This window comes from Burkholderia sp. SRS-25 (assembly GCF_004343765.1).
Taxonomy (GTDB): domain Bacteria; phylum Pseudomonadota; class Gammaproteobacteria; order Burkholderiales; family Burkholderiaceae; genus Burkholderia; species Burkholderia contaminans.
The window spans coordinates 135,965-162,081 of sequence record NZ_PTXM01000004.1 but is presented as its reverse complement, the minus strand read 5'-3'; the positions used below and the strand labels follow the sequence as shown (position 1 = coordinate 162,081).

23 protein-coding genes and 1 pseudogene are annotated in these 26,117 nt (G+C 60.5%); 11 read left to right on the top strand and 13 right to left on the bottom strand.

The window, feature by feature from the left end:
* Nucleotides 1-78: 78 nt before the first annotated feature.
* The 8 genes from C5O79_RS05355 to C5O79_RS05320 form a co-directional block, all read right to left on the bottom strand.
* Nucleotides 79-1,119 carry an FAD-binding oxidoreductase gene (locus C5O79_RS05355; protein ID WP_047853732.1) on the bottom strand — a complete coding sequence of 347 codons (1,041 nt, stop codon included), beginning with the start codon at nt 1,117-1,119 and terminating at the stop codon, nt 79-81.
* Nucleotides 1,120-1,217: 98 nt separating this feature from the next.
* Complete coding sequence (locus C5O79_RS05350; RefSeq protein ID WP_236862415.1) at nt 1,218-2,126, bottom strand: APH(3')-II family aminoglycoside O-phosphotransferase; 909 nt, start codon at nt 2,124-2,126, stop codon at nt 1,218-1,220.
* A 500-nt stretch (nt 2,127-2,626) separates the two neighbouring features.
* Complete coding sequence (locus tag C5O79_RS05345; protein ID WP_047853372.1) at nt 2,627-3,121, bottom strand: DUF2938 family protein; 495 nt, start codon at nt 3,119-3,121, stop codon at nt 2,627-2,629.
* 154 nt (nt 3,122-3,275) lie between these two features.
* Nucleotides 3,276-4,388 (bottom strand): aspartate-semialdehyde dehydrogenase, encoded by a 1,113-nt coding sequence (gene asd, locus C5O79_RS05340; protein WP_205746226.1) that lies wholly within the window; start codon nt 4,386-4,388, stop codon nt 3,276-3,278.
* Nucleotides 4,389-4,428: 40 nt separating this feature from the next.
* Nucleotides 4,429-4,866 (bottom strand): acetyltransferase, encoded by a 438-nt coding sequence (locus C5O79_RS05335; RefSeq protein ID WP_047853370.1) that lies wholly within the window; start codon nt 4,864-4,866, stop codon nt 4,429-4,431.
* A 340-nt stretch (nt 4,867-5,206) separates the two neighbouring features.
* Entirely contained in the window at nt 5,207-5,791 is a 585-nt protein-coding gene (locus C5O79_RS05330) for a flavodoxin family protein (RefSeq protein WP_047853369.1), read from the bottom strand.
* A gap of 121 nt (nt 5,792-5,912) precedes the next feature.
* Entirely contained in the window at nt 5,913-6,341 is a 429-nt protein-coding gene (locus C5O79_RS05325; protein ID WP_047853368.1) for an SRPBCC domain-containing protein, read from the bottom strand.
* Entirely contained in the window at nt 6,338-6,661 is a 324-nt protein-coding gene (locus C5O79_RS05320; RefSeq protein ID WP_205746222.1) for a metalloregulator ArsR/SmtB family transcription factor, read from the bottom strand. Before C5O79_RS05320 ends, C5O79_RS05325 begins: the two co-directional genes overlap by 4 nt.
* Before the next feature lie 1,210 nt (nt 6,662-7,871).
* Here C5O79_RS05320 and C5O79_RS05315 point away from each other — a divergent pair.
* The 5 genes from C5O79_RS05315 to C5O79_RS05295 all read left to right on the top strand — a co-directional run bounded on the left by C5O79_RS05315 (nt 7,872) and on the right by C5O79_RS05295 (nt 13,449).
* Entirely contained in the window at nt 7,872-9,131 is a 1,260-nt protein-coding gene (locus tag C5O79_RS05315) for an MFS transporter (protein WP_047853366.1), read from the top strand.
* Nucleotides 9,132-9,345: 214 nt separating this feature from the next.
* The gene (locus tag C5O79_RS05310) at nt 9,346-9,870 is read left to right on the top strand and encodes a RidA family protein (RefSeq protein ID WP_236862416.1); all 525 of its coding nucleotides are present in this window, start codon (nt 9,346-9,348) and stop codon (nt 9,868-9,870) included.
* A gap of 18 nt (nt 9,871-9,888) precedes the next feature.
* On the top strand, nt 9,889-10,626 hold the full coding sequence (locus C5O79_RS05305) for a methyltransferase domain-containing protein (RefSeq protein ID WP_122477759.1): 738 nt from the start codon (nt 9,889-9,891) through the stop codon (nt 10,624-10,626).
* Nucleotides 10,627-10,739: 113 nt separating this feature from the next.
* Complete coding sequence (locus C5O79_RS05300) at nt 10,740-12,632, top strand: SAM-dependent methyltransferase (RefSeq protein WP_047853364.1); 1,893 nt, start codon at nt 10,740-10,742, stop codon at nt 12,630-12,632.
* A 505-nt stretch (nt 12,633-13,137) separates the two neighbouring features.
* Nucleotides 13,138-13,449 carry a DUF4148 domain-containing protein gene (locus C5O79_RS05295; RefSeq protein WP_081421351.1) on the top strand — a complete coding sequence of 104 codons (312 nt, stop codon included), beginning with the start codon at nt 13,138-13,140 and terminating at the stop codon, nt 13,447-13,449.
* Between the two features lie 246 nt (nt 13,450-13,695).
* Here the strand turns inward: C5O79_RS05295 and C5O79_RS05290 are convergent, their stop codons facing one another.
* From C5O79_RS05290 to C5O79_RS05280, 3 genes and pseudogenes are all read right to left on the bottom strand, one after another.
* Nucleotides 13,696-14,037, bottom strand: coding sequence for a response regulator (locus tag C5O79_RS05290; RefSeq protein WP_081421350.1), 342 nt, complete (start codon nt 14,035-14,037; stop codon nt 13,696-13,698).
* Nucleotides 14,038-14,127: 90 nt separating this feature from the next.
* A pseudogene (locus C5O79_RS05285) lies at nt 14,128-14,717 on the bottom strand (efflux RND transporter permease subunit); the annotation flags it as partial.
* 369 nt (nt 14,718-15,086) lie between these two features.
* Nucleotides 15,087-15,419 (bottom strand): PepSY domain-containing protein, encoded by a 333-nt coding sequence (locus tag C5O79_RS05280; RefSeq protein ID WP_047853361.1) that lies wholly within the window; start codon nt 15,417-15,419, stop codon nt 15,087-15,089.
* A gap of 304 nt (nt 15,420-15,723) precedes the next feature.
* Between C5O79_RS05280 and C5O79_RS05275 the strand changes: the two genes are divergently transcribed.
* The 4 genes from C5O79_RS05275 (at nt 15,724) to C5O79_RS05260 (ending at nt 19,321) form a co-directional block, all read left to right on the top strand.
* Entirely contained in the window at nt 15,724-16,029 is a 306-nt protein-coding gene (locus C5O79_RS05275; protein WP_163009063.1) for a DUF4148 domain-containing protein, read from the top strand.
* 969 nt (nt 16,030-16,998) lie between these two features.
* Complete coding sequence (locus C5O79_RS05270) at nt 16,999-17,349, top strand: DUF4148 domain-containing protein (protein ID WP_047853360.1); 351 nt, start codon at nt 16,999-17,001, stop codon at nt 17,347-17,349.
* Nucleotides 17,331-17,993 carry a response regulator gene (locus tag C5O79_RS05265; protein ID WP_122477765.1) on the top strand — a complete coding sequence of 221 codons (663 nt, stop codon included), beginning with the start codon at nt 17,331-17,333 and terminating at the stop codon, nt 17,991-17,993. The genes C5O79_RS05270 and C5O79_RS05265 overlap by 19 nt, the downstream gene beginning before the upstream one ends.
* Nucleotides 17,990-19,321 carry an ATP-binding protein gene (locus C5O79_RS05260; protein ID WP_047853358.1) on the top strand — a complete coding sequence of 444 codons (1,332 nt, stop codon included), beginning with the start codon at nt 17,990-17,992 and terminating at the stop codon, nt 19,319-19,321. The genes C5O79_RS05265 and C5O79_RS05260 overlap by 4 nt, the downstream gene beginning before the upstream one ends.
* A gap of 93 nt (nt 19,322-19,414) precedes the next feature.
* Here the strand turns inward: C5O79_RS05260 and pstS are convergent, their stop codons facing one another.
* Nucleotides 19,415-20,440 (bottom strand): phosphate ABC transporter substrate-binding protein PstS, encoded by a 1,026-nt coding sequence (pstS, locus tag C5O79_RS05255; RefSeq protein WP_047853357.1) that lies wholly within the window; start codon nt 20,438-20,440, stop codon nt 19,415-19,417.
* Between the two features lie 452 nt (nt 20,441-20,892).
* On the opposite strand from pstS, the gene C5O79_RS05250 reads away from it, so the two are divergent.
* Together C5O79_RS05250 and C5O79_RS05245 are read left to right on the top strand one after the other, a co-directional pair.
* Nucleotides 20,893-22,383 (top strand): sensor domain-containing diguanylate cyclase, encoded by a 1,491-nt coding sequence (locus C5O79_RS05250; RefSeq protein ID WP_047853356.1) that lies wholly within the window; start codon nt 20,893-20,895, stop codon nt 22,381-22,383.
* A gap of 449 nt (nt 22,384-22,832) precedes the next feature.
* Nucleotides 22,833-23,597 carry an energy transducer TonB gene (locus C5O79_RS05245; RefSeq protein ID WP_053060350.1) on the top strand — a complete coding sequence of 255 codons (765 nt, stop codon included), beginning with the start codon at nt 22,833-22,835 and terminating at the stop codon, nt 23,595-23,597.
* A gap of 68 nt (nt 23,598-23,665) precedes the next feature.
* Here C5O79_RS05245 and C5O79_RS05240 read toward each other — a convergent pair whose 3' ends face one another.
* Entirely contained in the window at nt 23,666-26,002 is a 2,337-nt protein-coding gene (locus C5O79_RS05240) for an HAD-IC family P-type ATPase (protein WP_047853354.1), read from the bottom strand.
* Between the last annotated feature and the right edge of the window lie 115 nt (nt 26,003-26,117).

The following is a 26,117-nucleotide window of genomic DNA, read 5'->3' as shown; positions in this document are numbered from 1 at the left end:
AAGTCGGCGAATAGAACGGGATATGAAGAATGCGTCCGTCTCCGCTCTGCGATCGCCGCTCCGCCCGCCAGCGTCGGATTACGCGCCCACGATCGCGCTCGCGGTCAATCGGCCAAGCTGGGGCGCGAGGATCACGCCGGGATGAGCGACGACGGCATAGACGCCTGCAACACCCGGCAAGAACCCGTTGACTGGCGCCCCGTCGTTCGTCATTGGGCGAAGCACCGACTTCGCGGAGAGCGGCGTGAGAGCCGGCGGATCGGCAAACAGTGCAGAAATGTCTGAGGCCGTACGCTCAGCGAGGGCTGCAAGCCCGCTGTCACCCTCTTCCGGCGGATCCGCGGCTGACAGCAGACTGCCCGATGGGCCGACACGCACTTCAAGATCCTGCCCGTAGAGCAAGTGGCTGATGAGACCCGGCTCGGCAGCGAAACGCATCAACACCGCCGGTTCCTCGCGAACAGGCAAGGACACGTCCAGACCCGCTGCGATGGCAACCGCGGAAGCTGCATTCGCCAGGACGACGACATCCGCCGGCACAAACCCATGCGAGGTGCGTACGCCGACTGTGTGCCCGTTGCGCGTTTCTACCGTTCCGACTGCGCAAGCGCACCGAACCCGCGCGCCGGCGGCCTGCGCACCGGCCAGCAACTGATGCGTCAAGTCGATCGGCTCGACCACGAAATCGTCCGGTGCCCATGCGATCAACTCGGGAAGTCGTGCAAGACGCGGCTCCATTCGGGCCACCTCTCGACGCCCCAACGCTTCCATTCGCACGCCCGCTGCACGCTGCTCGTCGATCAATGCAGCCGTCTGCGCATCCGTGTCCAGCCAGACAAGTGCCCCACGCGTCGTCACCGGCAACGGGCCCAACTCACACTCCAGCCGGGCGAACTCCGGGAGCGCTCCGAGCGTGCGGGAGAACCGAGAGGGGTTTTCGGACGGAAGCACGCTGCCGGTACCCACCCAGCCGAACGACCAGTGAGTCGCGCCGCCTGCGGGCGCCGCCTGCCGTTCCAGCACTGTGACCTCTGCGCCCGATCGCACAAGATGCCATGCGGTGGATGCACCAATAATGCCTCCGCCGACCACGACGACGCGCAGCGGGTTGTGTCTCATGAATGTCATTCAGAAGTTGCGGGATTCCGAATATACCGCCCGCCCCGTCTCATATTACCGGTCCGCTGACAGTGGCGACCAGCGTGCATCGCCCAGCTTTAGAAAAACTCGTCCAGCAGGTTGTAGAACCTTATGCGCCGCATGTCAGGTACTACACCGTAGACATCAAAGAATGGTGCTACCCATTGTTGTCCCAGGTTTCGCGTGATGCTGCGCGTGGCGAGCGCCAAGTCTTGGTAGCGGTCGCTGACACCTAGCCTGCCGCAATCAATGAAGCCAGAGAACGTCGAGCCATCAGCCATCAAGTTGGGCAAGCAGGCGTCTCCATGAACCACGACCGCATCGACGGTATCCGGCGTGCTCGACAGCAACTCGGCAAATACATCGGCCGCAGTACGACCCAGTCGTTCGTTGTCGAAATTGGCTTCATCGACTACCTGCGCCTCCACCCGCGCCCGCGCATCGATCACGCGCTGCCCTGGCCGGTGATCGAACGGACACCGCTCCCACGGTATCGCATGCAGGCTACGCAAAGCCTGCGCGATGATTTGAACGATCTGTGCAGGCGCCAAGTTCGCAGCACTGGCCAAATCGCGTCCGGCAACGGCAGTCATCAGCAACCAATGACGGCCGTTCTCGGTCGTGGCTTCCAGCACCTGCGGGCATGGCAAACCCACCTGCCGCATCCAGCGCAGTCGCGCAATCTCTTGCGGCAACTCGCTCAGCGAGTCGGCACGCTCGGATTTGACGAATACCTCGGCACCGCTCTGGCGACGCAGGCGAAAGACATCTGCACGCGATTCGCCAACGGTCTGCCGCTCCATGCCGCCGTCTAAAAAATAGGCATGCCACGCAGCCGGGAAAAGCAGGTTGTCGCTGACTTTGTTCACGATATTCACATCCGTATCAATAGTTTTTCTTTCCTTTGGCAGCATCGACGATGCTTCGCTTTCAAAGCTAAGCACGTATGTCGTTGGTTCACGCAACTCGGTTTCGGCAAGATACACGTATGATCGGATTATCGATAAGAACTCGCCTGCCGCCGCCAAGTGTTTGCGATAACGTCACCCGACTGAATCAGCATCGAGTGAGTTCCGCAGCGGCAGTTTCGCGGCTTGGTGCGATGATGCCTAGGAACAAGCCGGTCCATCGCGGACGAGGCAGAAATCAAAGCGTGTACGCCTACCCAAGCCGTGGCATCGGGATACCGATATTGCTGGTGCTCGCTGAATCCTCGAGTACGTCCCCGTAAACTCTGCGCGCGCAACTGCGGGCGTGACCCGCTACGTGGTGTTAGAGACTCATGGGCGTAACGTTCAACTTGAAAGTTAGGGCGCGCATCGTCAATCCTGTGCTGCAACCTTACTCAATAGCACGAGCGCTATGGAATGCAGTCACCTCTTACGAATCAGTCCCTGGCTAGACGATCTCGTGATCGATTCATGGAGCAGCCGGAAAGCACACTGCACCATACCAGAAGGAACGCTTCCTTCACCATCGAGCTTCCTTAGCGCATCAGCATCGCGAAGAAGATTGCGGCGATGTACAGCGCGATGCCGTAGTACAGGTGCGCGATTACGCCCCGCCGACGTGCCGCCCAGGGGTCCGGCGTGCGCGAGCACAGGACACCCATGCCGAACGCTGGAACGACGATGAAGAACGGTATCGCGAGCGTGAGTAGACCTGCTGCGATTGCAACTGCCCACGTCGGATCGGCAATCCAGTCCGTGCCGCCACCGAGCAGGATCGGCAAGAAGCCGAACGCAGCACCCAATGCGTAATGTGCTATCCAGCCGATCGCTTTCTCGCCCGGGATCGGAGGCGTCGCGAAAATCGGCTTGTGGAAGAATTGTCCGTGTGCCATGTGCCCGATCCAGCGCCCCACGACATCGAAGCCGTAATTCGGTACCTTGAACGTCTTTTCGAGAAACACCGCCCACAAATCCGACAGCGCCGTGGCAACCAGACCGATAAAAACGCCTGCGATGATGATGTCACTCATGGTTTTTCTCTCTACTTTCTAGTCACGAAACGCGTCGACGCTACCTGCATCGAGTCGGTCTTTCCACGTATCAGGACAAAGCCACCACCGAAGGATCGAGCGATGGCAGCTCACGTTGCTCCGCCATCGCTGAAACGCCCTGCTCGCTGTAAAGCTACTGTGCATTCAGAATCATGTTCAGCACGCGCCGCAGTGGTTCAGCCGCCCCCCATAGCAATTGATCGCCCGTGGTCAACACGCTGTACATCTGCGGCTCGACGTTGAGGCGACGCAGTCTCCCTACGCCGATCTTCAGCGATCCGCTGACGGCGGCTGGCGACAGCCGCTGCATCGTTTCCTGCCGGGTGTTCGGCACCCAATCGACCCACTCGTGCGCGTCGCGAATCAGCCTTTCGAGACGATCCAGCTCGACGTTCTCCTTCAGCTTCAGCGTGATCGCAGCCGAGTGGCTCTGCAGCGCGGCGACGCGCACGCAGAGTCCGTCAACCCGGATCGTGCCCGGCGGCAGCCCGAGGATCTTGTTCGTCTCGACTTCGCCCTTCCATTCCTCGCGGCTCACGCCGTTGCCGAGGTCGCTGTCGATCCACGGAATGATGCTACCCGCGAGGGGCGCGCCGAACGCTTCGAACGGGTATTCGCTCGCGCGGGACGCCGCGTGTGCTTTCGCCAGCACGTCGAGCACCGGCGTGTCGGGATCGGCAAGATCGTCGTCGACGCGCCTGGCGACGGCCGACATCTGGCCGAGCAGTTCCTTCACATGCTGTGCGCCGGCGCCCGACGCCGCCTGGTAGGTCATCATGCTCATCCATTCGACGAGCCCGGCGCGGAACAGCCCGGTCAGACCGATGAGCGAGAGCGTGATCGAGCAGTTGCCGCCAACGTAGTTGCGCACCCCGGCAGCGATGCCGGCCTCGATCTGTTCGTGATTGACCGGGTCGAGCACGATGATCGAATCGTCATCCATCCGCTTCGCGGACGCCGCATCGATCCAGAAACCGCTCCAGCCCGAAGCGCGCAGCACCGGATACACCGCCTTCGTGTAGTCGCCACCCTGGCAGGTGATGACGATGTCCATCTCGCCGAGGCTTTCGACCGAGTTCGCATCGAGCAGGCGGTGCTCGACACCAAACGGGTCACGATACGTGTGCCCTGCCGCCGACGTGCTGAAATATGTCGGCGATATTCTCGAAAAATCCCCCTCTTCGCGCATCCGCTTCAGCAGCATGGAACCCACCATGCCGCGCCAACCTACCAGTCCGACCTTTATCATTACGTCCCCTGCCTTATCAAAATTGTTTCCATCCTCTTCAACCCTGGTATTCAAGATGAATCAGCGGGTACGGCCTGCCTTGATCGTCGACGGATGAACGGCCCGTGCGCTCGAAGCCCATCTTTTCATAGAAGCCCATTGCCTGACTGTTCTGCTCATTAACGTCAGTCGTCATAGTCGGATGAAGCGTCAGGCCGTGGCGAACCAGCGCAGCGCCAATCCCAGTGCCTCGACAGGCCGGATCAACGAATAGCGCCTGCATGTGCCCGTTCTCGATGAACATAAAGGCCAATGGATAATCATTGGTATCGACGGCAAGCCAAAGCAGCGCTTGTGGCAAAAAACCGCACACCATCTCGTCAATCGCGCGGCGGTCCTCCGGCGACAAAAAATCATGCGTCGCATCAACCGCACCTCGCCAGATTTCAACCGCGCGCGCACCTTCTTCGGATCGAGAGGCCCTAATCTTAATCATTTGCATATTTTCAGATATTGGATAATCCGAAATCCCACACGAAAGTAGGTTCCCAATGTCAATTAATCCATGTCCCAAGCCAAAATCAAATTTGAGTGGTAACAAATTGCATTGAAATCAACTTCCCGGGCGGAAAATCGAGCCACCTTGACCTGCCGCCCATGGCGGTGCCCTGAAGGATTTTGCGGGCGAATCATTGGCTGGAACCTGCCCGTACATGCCGACCGTAACGATGGAGCAAGACTGGACGGTTCAGGAGACGGCAACGCTTAACGCGACGATCCCGCCATCGCCTGGCCGGTGAACGTCCTCGCAACCATTTGCCGTCACGTGACAACCTTCAAGCCCGCCCGCGCACAAGCTGCATGGCAACTTCCGCCACGCGTTGACCCAAATGGCGAGCCGTCGCCAGATCCGATTCCGGCGGCACGATATCGGCCGCCTGATCGACATTGGATTGCGCCCCTGCACCGAGCCAGAATCCCAAGCGGTTCAAGTCCTGGTCCGAGCCGGCCGTGGAATTGTTCGCCGGCGGTAGCGCAAGGTTGACCCAGTGCATGCCGTGCTGGGCGGCAAACAGCGCGATTTGGATCAAGGTGGCAAGCTTGTCGCCGGCGTGAGCGCCCGAGTTTGTAAACCCTGCAGCGACCTTGTCTTTCCATGCGTCTTTGGCCAGGACGGCGTTCGAGGTCGCTTCCTGAAAAGTCTTGAATGCTGCAGACACGCTGCCCATATAGGTCGGCGAGCCGAAGATGATGCCCTCCGCCAATGCTAGGTCGTCCCAGCGAGACGGCGCCTCCTCGGTGGTCAGGAGAAACGCTTCCGCACCTTGAATCCGTTCTACGCCAGCGCGCACCGCGTCAGCCTGCCTGGCAGTGTGGCCATACGTGCTGTGATAGATGATTGCGATTCGAACAGTCGACATACCTGCAATTCCTTGAACGTGCGGCCGAAGCCGATGACTTGCGCCGGGCAAGCATTGCCCCTGGGGCCTGCCGGCAGGCAGACTCCATCGGGGGGAAAGCGTTGATGTTCAGTCGCCGGAACTAGCCGATGAGCTGATCCAGTTTGTCCAGAAAGCGAGGCCAGGCCGCGCCAAGGCGCACGTAGCTGAGCGCGGTCGGAGACGGAAAGCCCGACTGCTCCATATGCAGCAAGGTGCCGCCTTCATGTGGCGTCAAGGTCCAGGTGACGATCGTCTTCAGCCTGCTCGCGGATTCCGTGCCATCGCCCCAGCGATAGCTGAGCAGCCGTTCCGGCTCCACCGCGATGACCTGGCAATTCGTGATGCCCGACCACCCGGGCAACGGCTGCGCGCGCAGCGTAAAGCGGTGACCGACCTCAGGCACAAAGTCGTTGGCCATCAGCCACTCCTCGATCAACCACGATTGCGTGAGCGCGCGCCACACTTTTTCGGGCGGATGCCGAAGGTTCCGCTCCACGACCAGATTGTGCGATTCTTGCGATACCGTCATGTGTCCATCCTGTCCAGCAGGTCAGACAACGCGTCGATTCGATCCCGCCAGAAGACACCGTAGACACCGAGCCAGTCGATCAAGGGCGCGAGCCCCTCCGATCGGACACGGTAATAGGTTTCTCGTCCTTCCGGGCGCCCTTCCACCAGCCCTGCCTGTCGCAAAACGGCCAGATGCTTGGACACGGCAGGCTGCGATACGCCCGCATGCGCGGTCAGTCGTCCGACGGTCTGCTCGCCTTCATGGGAAAGCCGTTGAAAGATTGCCCGGCGGGTCGGCTCGCCCAACGCGGCGAACAGGTCGTTAGCAGTAGGTTCCAATCCATCGCTCAAAGGTTATGAATCTGAATGATAACCGTAGGGTTATGGATTTTCAACCCTGCCGCCGGCCATTTCCCCATCGAGTCGATGCTGCTTGTTTGACGCATCGGCGCGCGCTTCGGCACTTCGTCGCTGATGCTTTGTTTGATGGTCGACGCTTGCGTAGACCGAAATAAAGTCGTCACCGTTTGCGAAGAAAAAATGTCACTTCGCCGCCTCTCGCCGGCGATGAAGGCCGAAACCGTCGCAAATTCATGAGGTTACTCGTCGCGAATTAAAGTTGTCACCGGCCGCGGTATTGCGAAGACGAGTGTCAACTCCCGCGCAGCGCCGTTGCAGCGCTGACAGCCCCTGTCACGCGTTGTGCGCAACCGGAGTTTGAGCAGCCGGTCACGCCGTAGTGGTTACAAGGTATCTGATAAGAAAGAGGCTTATCTCGCGGGTGATTCCTTCGGCGATGTCGGCAAACAGCTGCGAGCGAGACCGGGTGGCCGTTCTTGAGTCGCGCGAAAGGCTCTTGACGTCCCATACCCGACATCGGCGGTACTGGTTGGGGTGCCCAGACGCTGACGCTCGTACTGTCGAGTAACGAAGGGGATGTCGCCGCAGGCCCGTGCCCTCGATGGAGGTCGGCTGCCCCGTAGAGATCCTCGGACAGTCGCCCTGATACCGCTGCATTGCAGTGGACCGATGTCTACACCTAGGGCTTGGCTTCAATACCGCCGTCGGCCAAAAGCGCTGGAACTTTGCTCTCTGCGAACAACGTTCGCAACAACCGTCCGAAACTGCACCACATCGAAGTAGCGCCATGTCTTGTCGCGCCTTCGCGTTGACGGCAGCCTCATGCTGGCGCCCAAATTGACTGGTCCTCGGATAGACGCTGTGATCCGCGCACCCAATTCTTTGTCGCGAGTACGTTGTCGTTCGAGCCGGGATTTTCGGTCGCCCGGCAGCCTCTGTCACGCGGTGCCCGCGCACTTTTTCCGATTTCGCTTGCACCTCACGTTACGTCAGCTTTTATGGTCGATACGGACGAAACGGCCTGTGCAATGGCGTGGCGCTGGAGCCGGAGCTGGCCCTTGATCTGAATGGGCCGCATGCGCATGGCCATTGACCACGTATCTAATCCGTTGACCGCGGGCTGAAGCAGCGTGCCAGGCCCGCGTGCTTACGTCCGCTTGTCCAGATTCATCAGTAGGGAGCCACTTTCATGGCGTTAGCCGCCGAACTGAAACAGAATGCTTCGCTGTATTTCCTGGCGTTGGGTGCCTTTGCGATTGGTACCGAAGGATTTATGCTCGCGGGGCTGCTGCCGATCATCGCGACAGATCTGTCCATCAGCGTCGCGGAGGCGGGACAGCTCGTGACCGTCTTTTCGCTTGCGTATGCGATCAGCTCGCCGATCCTGACGACGGCCGGTGCGGGCGTGAACCGGCGGCATTTCCTGATTGTCGCGCTGCTGTGCTTCGCAGCCGCCAATTTCGCGGCTTGCGCATCGCCCGGCTATCTGCCGCTGCTGGCCGCGCGCGTCCTGCTAGCCGTATCGGCCGGCCTGTACATGCCGAGCGCGAATGCGCTCGCCGGCTCGCTGGTCGCGCCGGAGCGTCGGGGGCGTGCGCTCGCGACCGTCCATGGCGGGGTTACGATCGCCGTCGCACTTGGCGTGCCGCTCGGCGCGTGGATCGGCAGCCACTTCGGCTGGCGTGCGACCTTCGCCAGCATCGGCGTGTTGTCCGCGCTCGTGACGCTCGGGGTGATGGTCGGCTTGCCGCGCGGGGTCGGCGCGAACCTGTCGGTACCGTCGCTCGCCCAACGCGTGGCCGTCGGGCGCCAGCCCGCCGTGCTGGTCACGCTGCTCATTACGACCCTATGGGCCGCCGGCATCTGGACTATCTATCCCTATCTCGCGCCGTTCTTGACAGGCCGCCCTGGCTTCAGCGGCGCGCAAGTGGGCGTCGTGCTGCTGCTGTATGGCGTGTTTGCCGGCATCGGCGTATCCATCGGCGGTCGTGCGATTGATCGTCTCGGCAGCGGGAAGGTATTGATCGCCTGTCTGATCGTAATGACGCTGTCGTATGAGAGCCTGACCGCCAGCGCGCTGCACCTGGAACCCGCGCATGCGCGCGTCGCGATCCTGATCGCGATCGCCGCATGGGGTGCAGCAGGCTGGGCGTTCAACCCGGCTCAGCAAACCAAGCTGATCGACATCGCCGGCCTTGACGTCGCGCCGGTCTCGCTGTCGCTCAATTCATCGTTCACGTATCTCGGCTTCGCGCTCGGCGCGGCGCTTGGATCGTTCATCGTCGCGTACCGCTCCGTGACTGACATTGGCGCGATCGGTGGAGTGTGCGAGGTCGCTGCGCTGCTCATCGCGCTGGTGACCCATCGCCGTGTCCGGCCTACGGCGACGCGCATTCACGGCGCGGTCCCGACTGCCCCCACGCCCGCCGAACGTTCGACGCAGCCATGAAACGACACGAATGCAAGACAACGTAACGGGACACGATGAGCCCGTAGTGCCTTCGTCCCGGTTGACGTCGACAGCGCCGGACTGACAGAGATCTTGACCCGACGATCGACATTGACGGATCGTTGTGGGCGAGTCGGAAATCGTGATACGAGGAAAAGTACCTCACTCACGCGGAGGCGATCGTGATGGAGGCACCGGCAGACGTGCCAAACTGATGAGCGAAGCCGTCGCACCTTTCTGGTTCAAACCGATCACCAAAACCGGGACTGCCATGACTACCGAAGAGCGACTCAAAAGTTCAGGGTTAGTACTGCCTCCAGTTCCTTCTCCTATCGCCAACTTCGTGAGTTGGCGGCGATCCGGCCAGATTCTTTATCTATCCGGTCAGGGGCCACGCGATGCTTCCGGCATGATTATCAGCGGGAAATTAGGTCCGAACTACAGTGTCGAACGAGGCTATGCCGATGCCCGTCAAGTGGGTCTGCAGCTTTTGTCGACAATTCAACAGGCGGCAGGATCGCTTGATCACATTGCCGGCGTTTTGAAAATCTTCGGCATGGTGAACGCAGCGCCGGACTTTTGCGATCATCCGAAGGTCATTAACGGCTGCTCGGACCTGTTTGTGGAGGTACTAGGCGATCGCGGTCGGCACGCCAGGTCGGCGGTTGGGATGGGTTCGCTACCCAACGGGATGTCGGTGGAAATCGAAGCGATCGTCGAGATCGTGAACGGGCACTAAGACATCGATGGTGACGCAATGACGAATGCGATCTCGCGGCACTACGATACGCTCCTTGCAGAGCACTACACCTGGATGTTTGGAATGCCTTTCCAGGCCAAAGTGGATGAGCAGAGAAAACTGCTCGAGGCGCTGGGAGTGGAGGCCGGCAAGCATGGAACAGCCCTCGATCTCGGCAGCGGGCCTGGATTCCAGTCGATTGCACTCGCGAGCCTGGGTTTCGAAAAAGTCGTTGCCGTCGATACGAGCCAGACGCTACTAGACGAACTCACTACGCGGAAGGGCGATCTTCCAATCGAGACGGCCTTCGCCGATCTGCGAGGCTTCGATCGCTTGGCCGTTCCCGGGTCTTCGGAGGCAATCGTGTGCATGGGCGACACGCTCACCCACCTGGACAGCATGCAGGACGTAAAGGACGTGTTCAGGAAGGCGCGAGATGTTCTGCAACCGTCGGGCCTTCTGATCCTGACTTTTCGGGATCTCTCCATCGAGCTAACCGGGTTGGACCGTATCCTCCCCATTCACGCTGATCACGATCGCATCATGGCGTGCATACTCGAATATGGCCCGGACGCCGTTGTTGTCAATGACCTTGTCCATGTTCGAGAAGCGGGAGCCTGGACGCTTCGCAAGGGCAGTTATCGAAAGCTCCGGCTGCATCCTGATACGCTTTCTGATGAATTGAGCCGAATGGGTTTCACCGTGAGAACAAACGCGCCAATTGGCAGAATGCACGCACTTGTCGCGGAGAAGTGATCGAAGGTCGTGGAGGAAAATTACTCGTTGAAAGTTGCTTGCACAACCTTTTATATTTCTCTTGCACATGACGTTACGTCAGATTTTATGGTCGGTACCGACGACTGGGAAAAATGCGACTGAAAATCGGCGATCTTGCGAAGAAGGCGGGACTGAGCGTCCGTGCATTGCATCACTATGATGCAATCGGGTTGCTGTCGCCGTCGCAGCGTACCGAGGGCGGTGCGCGCCTTTATGGGCGCGACGATCTCATCCGGCTGCACCGCATCGAAGCATTGAAGCGGTTCGGGTATTCGCTTCCGGACATCAAGGCCAGCCTCGATGGTCAGTTCGCCGATCCACCGCTTCTGCTTCTGCAGCGCCAGATCGCCGAACTCGACGCACAGGCGTCACGCGCGCAGCGTCTCGGTCGTCACCTGCGATACATCGTGGACATGATCGCCACCGACGGCGAGACCACGACGACCGACTGGCTGAATGCTCTGGAGCTGATGAACATGGTTCAAAAACACCTCGATGACGACGAATTCGATGCGCTGCTGGCAGCCGGGCCTGAGTCGATGCCGTCGACCGATCCGGCATGGTCCGCGCTGATCGACGAAGTTCGCGAGGCCGTGCAACGGCCATCGCCGACAGACAGCGACGCAGCCATGGCGCTCGCGTGGCGCTGGATCCGGCTGGTGGTGCGGATGACCCGCAACGACCCGACGCTCGCCGCCAAGCTGATGACAATGCAGCTCGACGAGCCGCGTGCACCACAACTCGTCGGCATCACCGCACCGATGCTGGCGTGGATCGATGAAGCATTCGTGCACGCGCGCTGCGCGCTATTCGCGAAGTATCTCGGCGCGGCGCAGATGAGCGAAGTGCGCAATCGCCAGTTCGCGATGATGAACAGCCGCGCGTGGCCCGCGCTGGTAGGCGATTTGCGCGCGCAGATGGAAGACGGGGTCGATGCAGGGGCGGCACCGGTACAGGCGATCGTCAAGCGCTGGCAGCAATTGTTTCGCGACAGCTTCTGCGGGGAGGACAAGGTGCTCGAGGCGCGCGTGCTCGATGTGATGATGCGCGAGCCCGATCTGCAGCTTGGTGTCGGCATCGACGACGCGTTGCTTGCCTATCTGCACCAGGCGAACTTCGCTGGCCACGGCGTGATCGCAGCCAACGCCGGACCCAAGCCGAGCGCGTTGATGGTAGCCACGCAGCGGGCTGCGCACCAGTTGCTCGATCGGCCTCTGGTGCTGGACGATCCGGTCGCTCTCGCTGTCCTTGGTGCGACTGAAGCCCAGGCTGTGCACGACAACATCGACCGGTTCCGGCATCCGGCTTCGGTCGGACTGCGCAGTTCGGTGATCGTACGCAGCCGGCTGGCCGACGACGTGTGGGCGGCGGCGATCGAACGAGGTGTTCGCCAGTACGTGGTGCTCGGCGCGGGGCTCGATACCAGCGCGTACCGGCATCCCCATGCGGCCGAGCGTATCTTCGAAGTCGATCTGCCGGCGACGCAGGCGTGGAAGCAAGCGCGCTTGCGCGAGGCAGGCATCGCATTGCCGCCATCGCTGCATTTCGTGCCGGTCGACTTCGAGCGCGTCGGCTTGGCAGAGGGTCTTGCACGTGCCGGTTTCGACGCGGATGCGCCGGCCATATTCAGTTGGCTTGGGGTGACGATGTATCTCGACGAGGCGGCGGTCATCGATACGTTGCGTTTCGTCGTCGATCGTTCCGAAGGCAGCGCGGTGCTGTTCGACTATGCTCTGCCGCTGTCGAGTCTGCCGCCGATCCTGCGTATCGCGATGGAGCAGATGACGTCGCAATTCGCCGAGCGCGGGGAGCCGTGGAAGAGCTTCTTCGAGCCCGCCGCACTTGCCGAAAAGTTGGTCTCGCTGGGTTTCACCCAATGCACCACATGGACGCCGGACGATTTGAATCAGCGTTATTTCTCGAACCGCACCGATGCGCTGCTTCTCGGAGAGGCGCCCACACGGCTCGTGCTGGCGACAGTCTGAATCCGGTGCCTCTTTCCGCCTGAAAACTCGCTCTAGATCTGGTCCGGAAAGCCCAAGCGGGTCATATCGCTCGCTGACCCTCACATTAGGAGGTCAGTTTCAGCCTTACCCGATTCCTAGCAGCTTAAGGATAACTTAAGTATGGCATGGCAACGTGCATATGCCGCGCCGGTTCGATACCGTGCGGCTCTTGTTTTGTTCGTCCACGCAGAGTGACGGCAAACTCACCAGGCAGCGATCGATTCATGAAATTCGTTGCTTGTCGTTCGCTGCGCTCGTTCGACCCGGTGCGAGTCCGGGTCTTTTTTTGTTCCGACACCTTTCCTGCAGCGATGGGCCGGCGCGAAACGCCCATATGGGCCCGCGGATCGCACATTCGCATTCACCTTCGATCCGGCTCATCAACATCATCGTTAACATTATCTTCAGTTCGGGAGGCGCATGCTGTTTCTACGGCATCGCACATCGTGTGACTGCCCTTCCCAACTCACTGGAGGTCACGACCATGAAACTCGCCATTCGAACCGTCATGCTGGCACTTGCGGTTGTTCCTGCACTTGCGTTCGCGGGACAAGGTCTTACTCGGGCGGAGGTTCGTGCACAACTCGTTCAGATCGAGCACGCCGGATACAACCCGGCCCGCAAAGACATTCACTATCCGCAATCAATTCAGCAGGCAGAAGCGCGCCTGCACTCGTCCGAGTCGACTGCCCAGGCAGACACAACAGGTTACGGTTCCGCACAATTCGCAGGTAGCAACTCGGGACATGCCCTCACGACACATGCCCCGTCTCGCTCGATTTATCTTCACCACTGACGGACCTGTTCACGGCATCGTTTATCGTCCGGCCGGCAATCCATCGCCGTTCGGACGATACTGTTCCCCACCGTCAGCAAGCCTGGCGAATCGTCATCGTCGTCTGCTCGTCCGCGTCAACGAAACATCGACCGAATATGAGTCTACGAGTGTGATCCGCATGAGCGCATTGCTCCACGAAAAGAAGCTTCACCAAATATTCGACGTGAGTTTTTGGTTAAAGGCAGTCTTCTCGCTTTCCGAAGATCAATACCGGCAAAGTAAAGGACGGCTTGTCTCGAGTGGCTTCAGGACATAATCGTCGGCACCGCCGTCTAACTCTCGCAGCCTGTCGTCGAGCGCGTCGCGGGCGGTGACGACCGCGACCGGGACAGAATTTCCCATCGCACGGATGCCGGTCGGCAGGTCGAGCCCGTCTCTGCCCGGCAGCCCCAGGTCGAGCACCACGAGATCGGAATGCTGAGCCTCCGGCGCCGTGGAAGCCGACGTGCCGGTCCTGGCACAATCGACCGCGTAGGTCCCATTCTTCAATGCATCCTGGACCGCTTCGCCGATCATCGGATCGTCTTCGATTAGAAGTACCCGCATCCGATTCCCTCGTCTTCGCGAGCCGATTCGGCGCGTCGATTGCGCCGAATGCCATCGGGGGCTACCGTGCCGGCAATCGCGGAAAATCGTTCAATCGTCCGACAGTCCTTCGGCCCCGGGTCGTGCAACCAGTACCCGCAACAGAACCGGCAACACCAACAAAACCAGTGGAAGCTGTACGATGAGCCCCGATATGATTGCCACCGCCAGTGGTTGCTGCATCGCCGAACCCTGACCGAACGCGAACGCAAGCAGCAGCAATGCGAGGATCGCAGCGATCGTCGTCATGGCGATCGGCCGCACCGGTTGCGGCCCGCAGCGAGCAGCGCGACGTCCGGTGCCATTGCTTCATCGCGCACGAGCGCCTGAAACTCCGATACATAGAAGATCGCGACCTCAGTCACGATCCCGACGATCATTGTCATCCCCATCATCGCCGAGATGTTCAGCTCGATGCCCGTCACCCACAGTCCGATGAAAACCGCACCGGTGGCACACAGCGGCATCGCCATCACGGCGAGCGCGACGCGAAGCCGCTCGTAGAGGAACAGCAGCAGCCCAAAAACCAGCGCCACGGCCGCACCGAACACCGCGAGAAGCCCGCGGAACGCGATCTGTTGTTGCTGATACAGCCCACCGAGCTCGTAATACACGCCCGACGGCAGCAGATTGGCGTCGCCGAAGCGATGCGCCGCGAGTTCGGGTAGCGGCATTTTCCGGGGATCGCTTTCGACGCGAGCCAAATCGTCCTGCGACAGCGCGGTCGATACCTGAGAAAGCGGTTTTGTCTGGTAGGTCGTGCAGCCGGCGACGAGGCCGCACAGCGCAACGCACAACGATGCCGATTTCCATCTGCTCGACAGAGCGTGGTCAACCATTATCGACACCGGGGTATGAAGACTTGAAAGCGAAATGCAATCGATAGCGCTGCATTGCACGGTAGAGGCAAATTCTCTCGCTCCCCACCTTAAGTGCGCGTTAGCAAATACGCTGGCCGATAAGCGAATCCCGTGCGTCCCATCAGTACTGCTGCGGTGCACGGTGCAGCCTCAGTCAAGTGCGTCATGGTCGTCGTGATCGACGCTGTCTACGGCAGAGGTGAGGACGGTTCCCTTGTTCGCGTCGACACGAACGTCGTATGCGTTGCCGTCGCTGACCACCTCGACGTCGTACACCCAGGATTGCTTTGAATTTTCATACTCTGCTCGCGCAGCTTTGCCGTGCACGTGCTGCTCGGCCGCACTCACTGCCTGTGCGAGCGTCACGGGTGCGTGCACGATCGACATGGCGTCGTTTTCCCTGTTGCCATTCGCGCCATAAGCTGCTGCGGCGCCAGTAACGACCAGAGCGGCAAGAGCAGAAAGATTGATGTAGCGATACATGATTTCTCTCCGAAGAAGCGCAGGAACTTGCGCAAGTCGAAGCGTACGAAGAGAGACTTAGTCTTACCTCAGGTATGCAATTTTTCTGCGTGAGACACCTCCGGCATCGCGAATACCGTCTAAGTGAAAATGCTCGCGCACTCCGATCGGTATTTATATGCATAAGCGAAACTTCAATCTGATATGTAGGTTTCCTCTATTTATAGTTAACCGCATCTTAAGATTTGGCTGTCAAGCTTGTCCTGCCGGTTGCGAATCTCACGTGTTCGTACTGGAAATGCGTAACTTCATAGAGAGACCGATCATGAACCTGAAACTCAAGCTGCTCGCCCTATCGCTGGCCGTGCTTTCTCCGGTGGCATCATTCGCCCAGTCCGACAACGCTCCGCTTACGCGCGCGCAGGTACGGGCACAACTGATTCAGATCGAGAAAGCCGGATATTTTCCGCAGCGCAAGGATCCTAACTACCCTGACGCTCTTCTGGCCGCTGAGCGACGCATCTCGCTCGAACGAACCGGGAGCGGCGTTGGAAGCGATCCTGCTAATCAGACCGCTTCGGGACAGCATGTGTGGAAGAGTGACGAGAGCCAGTTGTATCGGCATCACTGATCGGGATGTCGGGTGGCATGATCACACCGCTTCGGGATCGGCTGGTCGCGTGCGGGGCACGCCGGAATGGCTCGGCAAGCCATTCCGGAAATCCTGTCATGCCGGACTGCCCTGCAGAGCGGAACGCGGGAATTCGAGCCGTCGCACGACATTCGACAGCTTCGCCAATGCCCGGCCCTGATGGAGTGGCGCGCAAGGTTCTCACGTCATGCTCAATGCGATGCGCGCTTGAACCGGGCACGTATGCGTGAAGGACCTGAATTCCTTCTTGATCAACCCGCGCGAAAACCCGCTGCCCAGGCGCTACCGCGCCAATGCGCTTTCTGCGTCACACCCCTGGTCATCCGTTCTTTTCGGCGACGTCGTCGGCAGTTGTCGCTTCGCTGCGTGTCGCGCGTCATCGATCGCACGATTCTCACTCGCCACCCTGATGCGATCGAGCGTAACGTCCGCGATCGCGATACCGGTACCCTAAACGCTGGAACCATGGCGAGTGCTAACGCCAGCAGAGCATGGATTTGCAGTTTCATCGAGTTATTCCGCCGTCGCGGCTCCAACCCTTCACATGGTTACGGAAGTCATGATGCGTACCGTCGGTCCGACGACACCGGCCGCTTCGTTCGACATCGAGAATGCCTCCTTGTCGTCCATTCCTTCCACGCTTGCCGGGCGGCACCCAGTATCGAGCCGTATCGAGTCAATCTCGAACAGAACAGCCGCTGCGAGCAGCCTAGCTGGACAAACTTAGGAAAAGCTTAGGGCGCTGCCCTGGGCATGAGCAGAGACGCGGCCCGGCTTGCCCTTCTGCATCACGGTCCCGACTGCAATTCAGGTGCGTGGCGACATACCGCCACGACCAGCGCGCGGCCGGGCCGGCACCTGTTAACCATTCCTTAAGCCTTCACCGTCATGATCTCGCCATGAGATTCAGCACGGGCGTTGATCCGGGACTGTCAGGAGGCTAAGGCAATGGGTTCAGCAATGAAATTCACGGCGCTGGCTGCGATCATGCTCGTGCCGGCACTGGCGCTTTCTCAAACGTCGCGCGCTCCGCTTACCCGGGTACAGGTCCGCAATCAACTGATCCAGTTTGAGGACGCCGGTTACTACCCGTCGAGAAAGGACAACATGTATCCGGCGCCGATCCAGGCCGCAGCGGCAACGGTCTCGTGCGAATTCTCCGGGAACCCTGCCCGGCAGGCGGCGACCGGTCCCGCGCCGTTGTTCCATTCGCCTTCGTATGCGCTGTCCGGGAACGATTCCTCGCTTGCGTCGCGGCGATCAAACGAAATGGAGCCGGCATGCGCATTTTGCTGGTAGAGGACGATGAGCAGATTGGCAGCGGCGTGCAGCGCGGGCTACGCCAATCGGGTTTCGCCGTCGACTGGGTTCGGGACGGTGAAGCCGCATCGACCGCATTGCGCTCGACACAGTACGGTCTGATCCTGCTCGACCTCGGACTCCCCCGGCAGGATGGCTCCTCCGTGCTCGCCAGGTTGCGGCAGCGAAACGACCCGACCCCGGTCATCATCGTCACTGCCCGCGATACCATTGGCGATCGCGTGGCCGGCCTGGATGCCGGCGCGGATGACTACCTTGTCAAACCTTTCGCGCTGGAAGAACTGCTCGCACGAATCCGTGTCGTCTCCCGAAGGCAAACGGGAAACGTGCAAACGGTGTTCCAGTCCGGCACCCTGCGGCTCGATCCTGCGCAGCACCGCGTCTGGCTCGGGACCGCGGAAGTGCCGGTGACGGCGCGGGAGTTTGCCATCCTGGAAGAACTGATCCGCCGTCCGAAGGGAATCGCTACACGGGAGCAGCTCGAAGAGTGCCTCTACGGATGGAACGAGGAGGTCGAGAGCAACACGGTCCAGGTCCACATACATCATCTTCGCCAGAAGCTCGGTACGGACGTCATCGTGACCGTACGGGGTATCGGATACCGGATCGGAGAGCCCGGATGAAATCGCTCAGGCGCAGACTCCTGCTGTGGCTCGTGCCCACGACGCTGTTGATCGGCGTAGTCGCCAGCGCGGCCACGTACTGGGGCGCATTGACAGAAATCGACGAACTTCTGAGCGATCAACTGAAGGCGGTTGCCCGGCACGTGGTAGTCGATGCCAACGGGCGTCTGTCACTGACCGGCTTCAAGCACGGTGACGACGATCGACTGTCAGGCCAGCAATCGCACGGTGTATTGCTGGAAGTCTGGCGTGGATCGGGTGTCCTTTTCAGCACCGACCCCGACTCGTCGCTTCCACCTCCGCATGGCCCGGGGCTTGCGGACATCGCCGTTCAGGGGCAGCTATGGCATACCTACGTGTACCGTAGCGGTGACACCCTGATTCGTGTCGCCCAGGCACAACGTGCGCACTGGGAGGCCGTCGCCGAAATAGCGATGCATCTGCTGTGGCCGGTTCTATCGTTACTCCCCGTTCTCGCGCTCTTTCTATGGTTCGGGATCGGCTACGGGTTGCGCCCGCTCCGGGAAATCGCTTCGACGCTCAGACGGCGCGACGCCGACAACATGCAGTCGATCGACACGACTGCAATGCCCAGCGAAGTCGCTCCGCTGGCCGACGCAATCAACGACCTCCTGCTTCGACTCGACCAGTCGTTTTCCGTACAGCGACGCTTCATCGCAGACGCCGCCCACGAGCTACGCACACCGATCATGGGGCTCGGCATTCAGGCCGAGCTCCTCCCCCGTGCCCAGGGCGAACAGGAACGGGACGCGATCGTCACGCAGATTCGCATCGGTACGTCCAGGCTCGCCCATCTGGCGGAGCAGTTGCTGACGCTGGCGCGTCTCGCGCCGCAGGCTCCGGAAGCCCCGTTCGAGCAGCTCGATATCGCAACGATCGCGCTCTCGGTCGTGAGCGACCGGGAGCGAGTTGCGAAAGCTCATCATGTCGACCTGGGGCTCGTTGCAGCGGATGCCGTGATCGTTCGGGGAAATCGGGAGGAACTGCGGATTCTGCTCAACAATCTGGTCGACAACGCGATCCGCTATGCGGGCGCGGGCGCATGCATCGATGTCGTTGTCGGGGAAGACGGAAATCACCCGATACTGGAAGTTCGGGATACCGGACCAGGCATTCCCGATAACGAGCTGACGCGAGTCTGTGAGCGCTTTTATCGCGGCGCGGGTCAAAACGCATCGGGAACGGGCCTGGGTCTCTCGATCGTGCAACGTATCGCGGAGCACCACCAGGCGGAGCTGAAGATGACCAACCGGAGCGACACGCGGGGGCTCAGTGTTCGAGTGATCTTTCCTCGCCGGACAAGCTGACAGGAAACGTCCGAACGCCCCGCAACATCGCTCCGGTACATGCCCGTCTTCCCCTGAAACGCCCTGGCGCGCTTCAGGGGACTCCCATCGCGATTACGGTGCGACGGGTTTGCCGGTCGCGTCCTTGACTCTGACCTTCCATTGACTCTCGATCTCGCCCACCACCGATTGCGGCAGCGAAATGTAGTCGAGGCTGTCGGCGGCCGACGTGCCGTTCTTGAATGACCATTCAAAGAATTTGAGCGTTTCCTTCGCCTGCTCCGGCTTGTCCTGTACCGTATGCAACAGCACAAACGTCGCGCCAACCACCGGCCATGCGTCCTTGCCCGGTTCGTTCGTCAGGATCTGGTAAAACGACTTCTTCCAGTCTGCGCCGGCGGCAGCGGCCTTGAAGGTTTCCGTCTGCGGCTGAACCACGGCGCCCGACGAGTTTTTCATAGCCGTGTAGTCCATGTGATTTTGCTTCGCATAGGCCCACTCGACGTAGCCGATCGCACCCGGCAGACGCTGCACGAACGCCGCAACGCCGTCGTTACCTTTGCCGCCGGTACCCGTCGGCCAGTTGACCGTCGTGCCTTCGCCTACCTTCGCCTTCCATTCCGGGTTCACCTTCGACAGGTAGTTCGTCCAGATGAAGCTCGTGCCCGAGCCGTCGGCGCGGCGCACCACGGCAATGTCCGTATCCGGCAGATTGACCTTCGGATTCAGCGAGGTGATTGCCGGGTCGTTCCACTTCTTGATCTTGCCGAGGTAGATGTCGCCAAGGACCTGACCCGAGAGAACGATCTCGCCCGGCTTGATGCCGGGCAGGTTCACTGCGGGCACTACGCCGCCGACGACCGTCGGAAATTGGAACAGGCCGTCCTTGGTCAGTTCGTCATCTTTTAGCGGTGCGTCCGAGCCGGCAAAATCGACGGTTTTCGCGTTGATTTGCTTGATACCACCGGACGAACCGATGCCTTGGTAGTTAACCTTGCCGCCTCCCGACTTCTGGTAGGCGTCGGCCCACTTCGTATAAATGGGAGCGGCGAATGTGCTCCCTGCGCCAGTAATGTCCGCAGCGTGGGTGCTGGCTGTGAAAGCGGCAAGCACAAGGCCGGCAAGGGCGGAAATCCTCATATCATCTCCAGTTCGACGCCAATTCGTCGGGTGCCGAGACGATAGAGTCGCAATGTGACTAAAATGTGACAGCACGTCCTTTCTGGTCCTCGTCCCTACCTCGCGCCACGCGAGTTCGCCGTTTTCCCTTTCACGGTGTTTCTACTCGAATAGATCGACAGTCACGAGCTTCGCGATGCGATCAAGGCGAGCACCGGAAAAAATTTGAAAAACAGACAAATCTCGTCCAGATTGGAGTGGCTTCACACTTGAAACTACTCCGTGAGCAAGAGAATGCCGTTCAATTGGTGCAACGCGAAAAAACGGAGTTCTCACTATCGAACCGACTTGATGCGGTGATCAATTGCCATTATGTCCGTGACCTCGGGCAATCCGCGCTTGCATTCGGAAGCCCGCCTTTCTAGTATGCGAAATCGAGGGTCATCCTAGGCACCCGTTTAGTGAGGATATCCATGCAGCCTCGGTCGGCGGCACCTTACTATGTCGTGGTGCTCGGTGTCCTGATCGCTTTTACACTGATGGGTCTGTGCGTTTTTCAGTTGCTCCAGAGCCGTCAGGACGCGCTTGATCGCGCAAGCGAAACTTCGCGCAATCTTGGTCTGATGGCAGAGAGAGATATCGAGCGCAATTTTGAGCTCTACGACCTGTCATTGCAGGCTGTGATTCACGGACTGCAACGGCCCGATGTGATGGCTGCCTCCCCCGCCCTGCGGCGAGCCGTGCTGTTTGACCATGCCATGACCGCCCAGTACATTGGCGCGATGCTTGTGCTGAACGCAGCCGGCGATATCGTCCTCGACTCGGAAAGTGACGTACCGCGTAAGGGCAATTTTGCCGATCGGAAGTACTTCATGATCCAGCGCGATCACCCCGACATTGGGCTCTACGTTAGCGATCCATATGTGTCGCGCCTACGCGGTGGCACCCGCAGCCTCGCGTTGTCGCGACGTCTTTCGAACGCCAACGGCGCATTTTCCGGCATTGTGGTGCTCACGATCAATCTCGAATATTTCAACAGATTGTTCGCTGGCCTTGCGCTCGGCACCCATGGTTCGATGTCCCTGATTGGCAAGGATGGAATCATGTTCATGCGCCAGCCGTTCGACGTGCGCATTATCGGGCGCGACATCAGCCAGGCGGTGACTTTCCGGCGTTTCCGGGCTAGCCCGGAGGGCACGTTCTCGGAAACGGCGTCGATCGATGGCGTGCGGCGGCACTACTACTTCAAGAATCTGCCGAATCTACCGTTGATCATCATGGTGGCCGAAGCTGAGCAGGACATCTATGCCGGGTGGCGGCACCGCGCGATCACAATCGGCTCACTGGTGGCGGCGTCCGGGGCTGGCTCCATCGCTCTGTCCCTCTTGCTGAGTGCGCAACTGCGGCGCCGAATGCGGGCGGAGTCCGAGCTGGTACTGCTAGCGCGCATTGATGGCCTTACCGGACTCAACAATCGTCGTACGTTCGGGGAGATTCTCGATCAGGAATGGCGCCGCGCGCGTCAGGCGCGCTCCGTGTTTTCACTGCTGTTCGTCGATATTGACCGCTTCAAGGCGTACAACGATACCTACGGTCACCAGGCCGGAGACGACGCACTAGCCGCAGTCGCGAGGTGCATCGGCGAGAATATTCGCATTCCGAGCGACCGCGCGGCCCGCTATGGTGGCGAAGAGTTCGTAATACTTCTACCCGACACACCACCTACGACCGCAGCACTTATCGCCGAAAGGATTCGGGCTGCGATCAGTGGCTTGATGATCGTACATTCGAGCAGCGAGTTTGGGCGCGTGACGGCCAGCATCGGTCTAGCCAGTTGGACCCCGGAAGAGGATGTCGATGTGGGGGCGGTGATCAAAGCGGCCGATGACGCGTTGTACCACGCGAAGGCAGTCGGTCGGAACAAAGTTGCCGCCGGCCCGTCTCGATCGACGTTTGCAATGTGAATTTGCGCCGGTCTCGGCGACTTCCCACCGGAGACTAATGCTCGAGCTAGCCGGCCGAATCGTCGCTGTCTTGGTGCACCGGAGCGCTGGCTACCGGTACGCCGAGGATGCTGCTCAGGAATATTGGTGTCGCCGCGAGCGATTCGAGGTTCGGGGCCTCGGAATAGCACCCCCCTGTTTTTCGTACTTTTTCAGGGGTATCCCGATCCAGATGCGACAAAGGTTTGCGGTCTGATCCCAAAAATGATGGAAAAACGGGGCGACGCCGGTGGCCATCGTCCTTACGTTTTGGCAACGGGGTACCCAATGCTGTCGAATGGTCGCCGGAAGTCCGCCGGCAGTCACCCATTCTGATTTACCTCCGTGCGGCGACTAAACTGAAATGAGTAGCGAACGGAGCACCGGTTCGAGGCGCGCTCACGGGGTGCGCAGGCCGGCGCTAAGCAGCCATGAGCACGAAATTCAACCTGCCTGTTTGGCCGCCGCGCGAGCACGGCACGGGGCGAGCGTTTGGACTGGCGGTGGCTCTACACGTCCTGCTGGCGGCGATGGTGATTTCCAGCGCAGGCCTGTCGCACCACCACGCCCCCACTGGAACGGATACGGTAATTAAGGCGCCCGGCACGCCGTTGCTGTTGACGACGTCGGCCCAGCATACCGCCAACCCGGCGTCGGTATCACTCGTTCGGACTCCGTCTGCCGAACTCGGAACCGTGAACGCGCTGGTGCCCGTTGCGCGCCATCTTCACGGGATCACCATCAAACCCCAGCGTCTGAAGGCGCCAGCCTTGAGGATCAGCGCGATCGCAGCACGCCGGCCCCGGTTGCCGATCGCCACGACCGTGACTGCGCAAGCAGACGGCGAAATTGAGCGCGAACGTACCGCTCGGCTCGCGGCACTGCAGGACATCGCCGGCGGGCCTCCGCCGAAGATTGACGTTGCTGCGTCTCAGGACTATGCAAAGACGGTAGCCCGCCGGGTGCGCGCCAACGTCGTCGTGCCGTTCGAGATCCCAGGCAATCCATCTGCCGTCATCGCTGTCACGTGCGCCCCCAGCGGGGCGCTGCTCAGCGTCAGGATGCAACGTTCCAGCGGTAACCCGCAGTGGGACCGTGCTGTGCTGGCAGCGGTCGAGAAGTCGGACCCGATGCCACGGGATATCGACGGCGCGACGCCAGCGAGCATCGTTCTTACGTTTCAACCGAAGGGCTGACGGACGCGCGCAGGCGGTCGGTCGGATGTCGGCGCCCGCCTCTTCTCGCCAAACCTGGTTCGCTCAGTCTAGCGAAGCCGTAGCGCCGCTTCGACCGGTATCTTCAGTTGATCCAGAAGCAGCGCAAACCCGATCGCGGTCATTGCCACGGCTCCCACCAGCGACCACGGTAACCTGGCCATCAGCGTACCTGACAGTACGAGCCCCGAGACGATCGTGACGTCGATCGCGGATGACAGCAGTAGCCACCGGCCCGGCCGTGAATGCCAGAGATGGCCGCGCTCGCGTAATACATAAAGCACCGCCTGATTGCCGAAGGCGATCGCGAGGAAGCTCAGGCTTTGCAATTCTCTGATTGGAAAGCGACCGTACAACGCGCCGGCGGCCACGATGCCGCCAGAAAAGAGCAGCTTGCAGCTCCCGAAAATGGTGGCTGCGGTGACGATGCGGCGCATGTGCCAAACAGACGGTGCCGGTGCCGGTCTTGCCCGGTCAGTCGTCAAGGACATCGTCAGGAAATCGTTTGTGACGAGCAGCAACACCATCATCATCGGGGTGAGCAACGCACGATGGACAACCACGAGACCATAAGCCAACAGCAACACGACCTCGATCTTCTTCACCAGCATGTTTAATGCATAGATCTGAAGACGCCGGAACGCGGAGCGACCTTCGTGGACGGTCGAGAGAATGCCTGCCAACCCCGGTTCCGTCAGAACGATCGCGGCCGCTGCCTTCGCCGCATCCGTGGCGGATGAAACGGCGATCCCGACCTGCGCCTGACTCAGTGCGGGCGCATCATTGGCTCCATCTCCGCACATGCCGACAACGTGTCCGCTATGTTGCAGTTCCTCCACGAGACGGTACTTGTCCTCCGGCAGTACACGGGCGTAGACGTCGAACTGTTGAAGATCGGCGTGATGGTATGAGGCTGCGGCAGGATACGGTGTGGGCCGAAGCCCCACTTTCCCGGCAATGACGGAGGCTGTGGCGGCCGAATCCCCCGTAACCATCACAGTGCGCACACCGAGCCCCTTGAGCGCTCCGATGAGTTGGGCGGAATCAGCACGTGGAGGATCGCTCAGTGCGATTAACCCGGCCAGCTGCATCGAACTCCCCGGTGCTCCTACCGCGACCGCAATGATCCGGTGACCTTGATTGGCAAGCTCGTCTGACTTCGCACGTGCGCCTGGCGCTACATCAGCAATCTGCTCGATCGCCTGCAGCGCGCCCTTTACTACACGCATCGGCTCATGGCCATCGTCCGACAGATAGGCTTCTGATATTTTCGTCTCCGGATCGAACGGGACGAAGCGTGTCGGTTCTCGATCGTATCGCGCGGGAATCAACGACGCTGCAGCTCGCTGAACGGCTGCATCGAGCGGATCATCACCGGTACGAGAACTTGCCATTGCGGCTAGAAACAGCAAACGCTCGCGATCAAAGCCCGGCATTGGCGAGGTTTCTTCGACTTCCAGCGCATTCTGAGTGAGCGTGCCAGTCTTGTCGGAGCAGAGCACGTCCATGGCTGCCGCCTCGTGCACCGCGGATAAACGCGTGAGCAATGCACCGCGACGGCTCAGCGCAAGCGCACTGAGCGCCGCGGTGAGCGTGAACGTAGCCGGCAGCGCCACCGGCACCGTTGCCAGCAAAGCCGTGAGCGCAAGACGCATCAGTTCGGCGCCCGGAAACCCGAGAAGATACGCATATCCCACCGAGACGAGCGCGACGATCCCGTTAACGAGTCCGAGGCCTTTCACTGCGGCGAGCACCGCGTGCTGTTCGGAACTTGGCGCGTGCGCGATCCGAACGAGTTCGACGGTGCGGCCAAAGTAAGTACGTGCGCCCGTCGCCGTGACCATGGCTGATGCCCGCCCGCTCCTGACGAGCGAGCCCGCATGGACTATCCCGCCAAGCTGAACCTCGACAGGTACGGACTCTCCGGTCAGCATCGATTGATCCACCATCACGGAGCCCCTCGTCACGCGCACATCTGCCGGCACCACGCCCCCAAGTGCCAGCTGCACTGCGTCACCAGGCACGAGATCCGCCGCAGGCAAGCGTGTCCATTGGCCGTCGCGGCAAACAAGCGCGTTCGGTTCGAGTCTTTGTTTGAGTGCGGCGAGCGCGACGCCGGCTCTGTGTTCCTGAACGATGCCGAGTACGGCGTTGAATACGAGCAGTGCGCCGACGACAGCCGCCTCGATGTAAGCGCCCATGCCAATCTGCAGCACGATGGCGGCTTCAAGTAGCCAAGGCACCGGTGCCCAGAACTTGGGCAATAGCACACGCCAGTATGGCGCCGCCTGTTCGCGGATTGTGTTCGGTCCGAATTTTTTCGCGCGCTCGCGCGCTTCGACAGTCGACAGTCCGGCAGTCGATTCCAGCGTCACGGTCTCTTCCATGGACGAGGCACCTTCAATACCGCGCTACCCAGGGTCGAACCGCGGAGGGGCCCACGGTGATATGTGGCATGCGGTTTTCGCGTCCCTGTAAAAAAGGCATTACTGCCAATTCAGC

Excerpts from the sequence above, each read along its gene's own strand:
- C5O79_RS05355 (WP_047853732.1), bottom strand. The coding sequence starts at position 1,119 with ATGAGACACAACCCGCTGCGCGTCGTCGTGGTCGGCGGAGGCATTATT.
- C5O79_RS05345 (WP_047853372.1), bottom strand. The coding sequence starts at position 3,121 with ATGAGTGACATCATCATCGCAGGCGTTTTTATCGGTCTGGTTGCCACG.
- C5O79_RS05335 (WP_047853370.1), bottom strand. The coding sequence starts at position 4,866 with ATGATTAAGATTAGGGCCTCTCGATCCGAAGAAGGTGCGCGCGCGGTT.
- C5O79_RS05330 (WP_047853369.1), bottom strand. The coding sequence starts at position 5,791 with ATGTCGACTGTTCGAATCGCAATCATCTATCACAGCACGTATGGCCAC.
- C5O79_RS05325 (WP_047853368.1), bottom strand. The coding sequence starts at position 6,341 with ATGACGGTATCGCAAGAATCGCACAATCTGGTCGTGGAGCGGAACCTT.
- C5O79_RS05315 (WP_047853366.1), top strand. The coding sequence starts at position 7,872 with ATGGCGTTAGCCGCCGAACTGAAACAGAATGCTTCGCTGTATTTCCTG.
- C5O79_RS05310 (WP_236862416.1), top strand. The coding sequence starts at position 9,346 with ATGAGCGAAGCCGTCGCACCTTTCTGGTTCAAACCGATCACCAAAACC.
- C5O79_RS05305 (WP_122477759.1), top strand. The coding sequence starts at position 9,889 with ATGACGAATGCGATCTCGCGGCACTACGATACGCTCCTTGCAGAGCAC.
- C5O79_RS05300 (WP_047853364.1), top strand. The coding sequence starts at position 10,740 with ATGCGACTGAAAATCGGCGATCTTGCGAAGAAGGCGGGACTGAGCGTC.
- C5O79_RS05295 (WP_081421351.1), top strand. The coding sequence starts at position 13,138 with ATGAAACTCGCCATTCGAACCGTCATGCTGGCACTTGCGGTTGTTCCT.
- C5O79_RS05290 (WP_081421350.1), bottom strand. The coding sequence starts at position 14,037 with ATGCGGGTACTTCTAATCGAAGACGATCCGATGATCGGCGAAGCGGTC.
- C5O79_RS05280 (WP_047853361.1), bottom strand. The coding sequence starts at position 15,419 with ATGTATCGCTACATCAATCTTTCTGCTCTTGCCGCTCTGGTCGTTACT.
- C5O79_RS05275 (WP_163009063.1), top strand. The coding sequence starts at position 15,724 with ATGAACCTGAAACTCAAGCTGCTCGCCCTATCGCTGGCCGTGCTTTCT.
- C5O79_RS05270 (WP_047853360.1), top strand. The coding sequence starts at position 16,999 with ATGGGTTCAGCAATGAAATTCACGGCGCTGGCTGCGATCATGCTCGTG.
- C5O79_RS05265 (WP_122477765.1), top strand. The coding sequence starts at position 17,331 with ATGCGCATTTTGCTGGTAGAGGACGATGAGCAGATTGGCAGCGGCGTG.
- C5O79_RS05260 (WP_047853358.1), top strand. The coding sequence starts at position 17,990 with ATGAAATCGCTCAGGCGCAGACTCCTGCTGTGGCTCGTGCCCACGACG.
- pstS (WP_047853357.1), bottom strand. The coding sequence starts at position 20,440 with ATGAGGATTTCCGCCCTTGCCGGCCTTGTGCTTGCCGCTTTCACAGCC.
- C5O79_RS05250 (WP_047853356.1), top strand. The coding sequence starts at position 20,893 with ATGCAGCCTCGGTCGGCGGCACCTTACTATGTCGTGGTGCTCGGTGTC.
- C5O79_RS05245 (WP_053060350.1), top strand. The coding sequence starts at position 22,833 with ATGAGCACGAAATTCAACCTGCCTGTTTGGCCGCCGCGCGAGCACGGC.
- C5O79_RS05240 (WP_047853354.1), bottom strand. The coding sequence starts at position 26,002 with ATGGAAGAGACCGTGACGCTGGAATCGACTGCCGGACTGTCGACTGTC.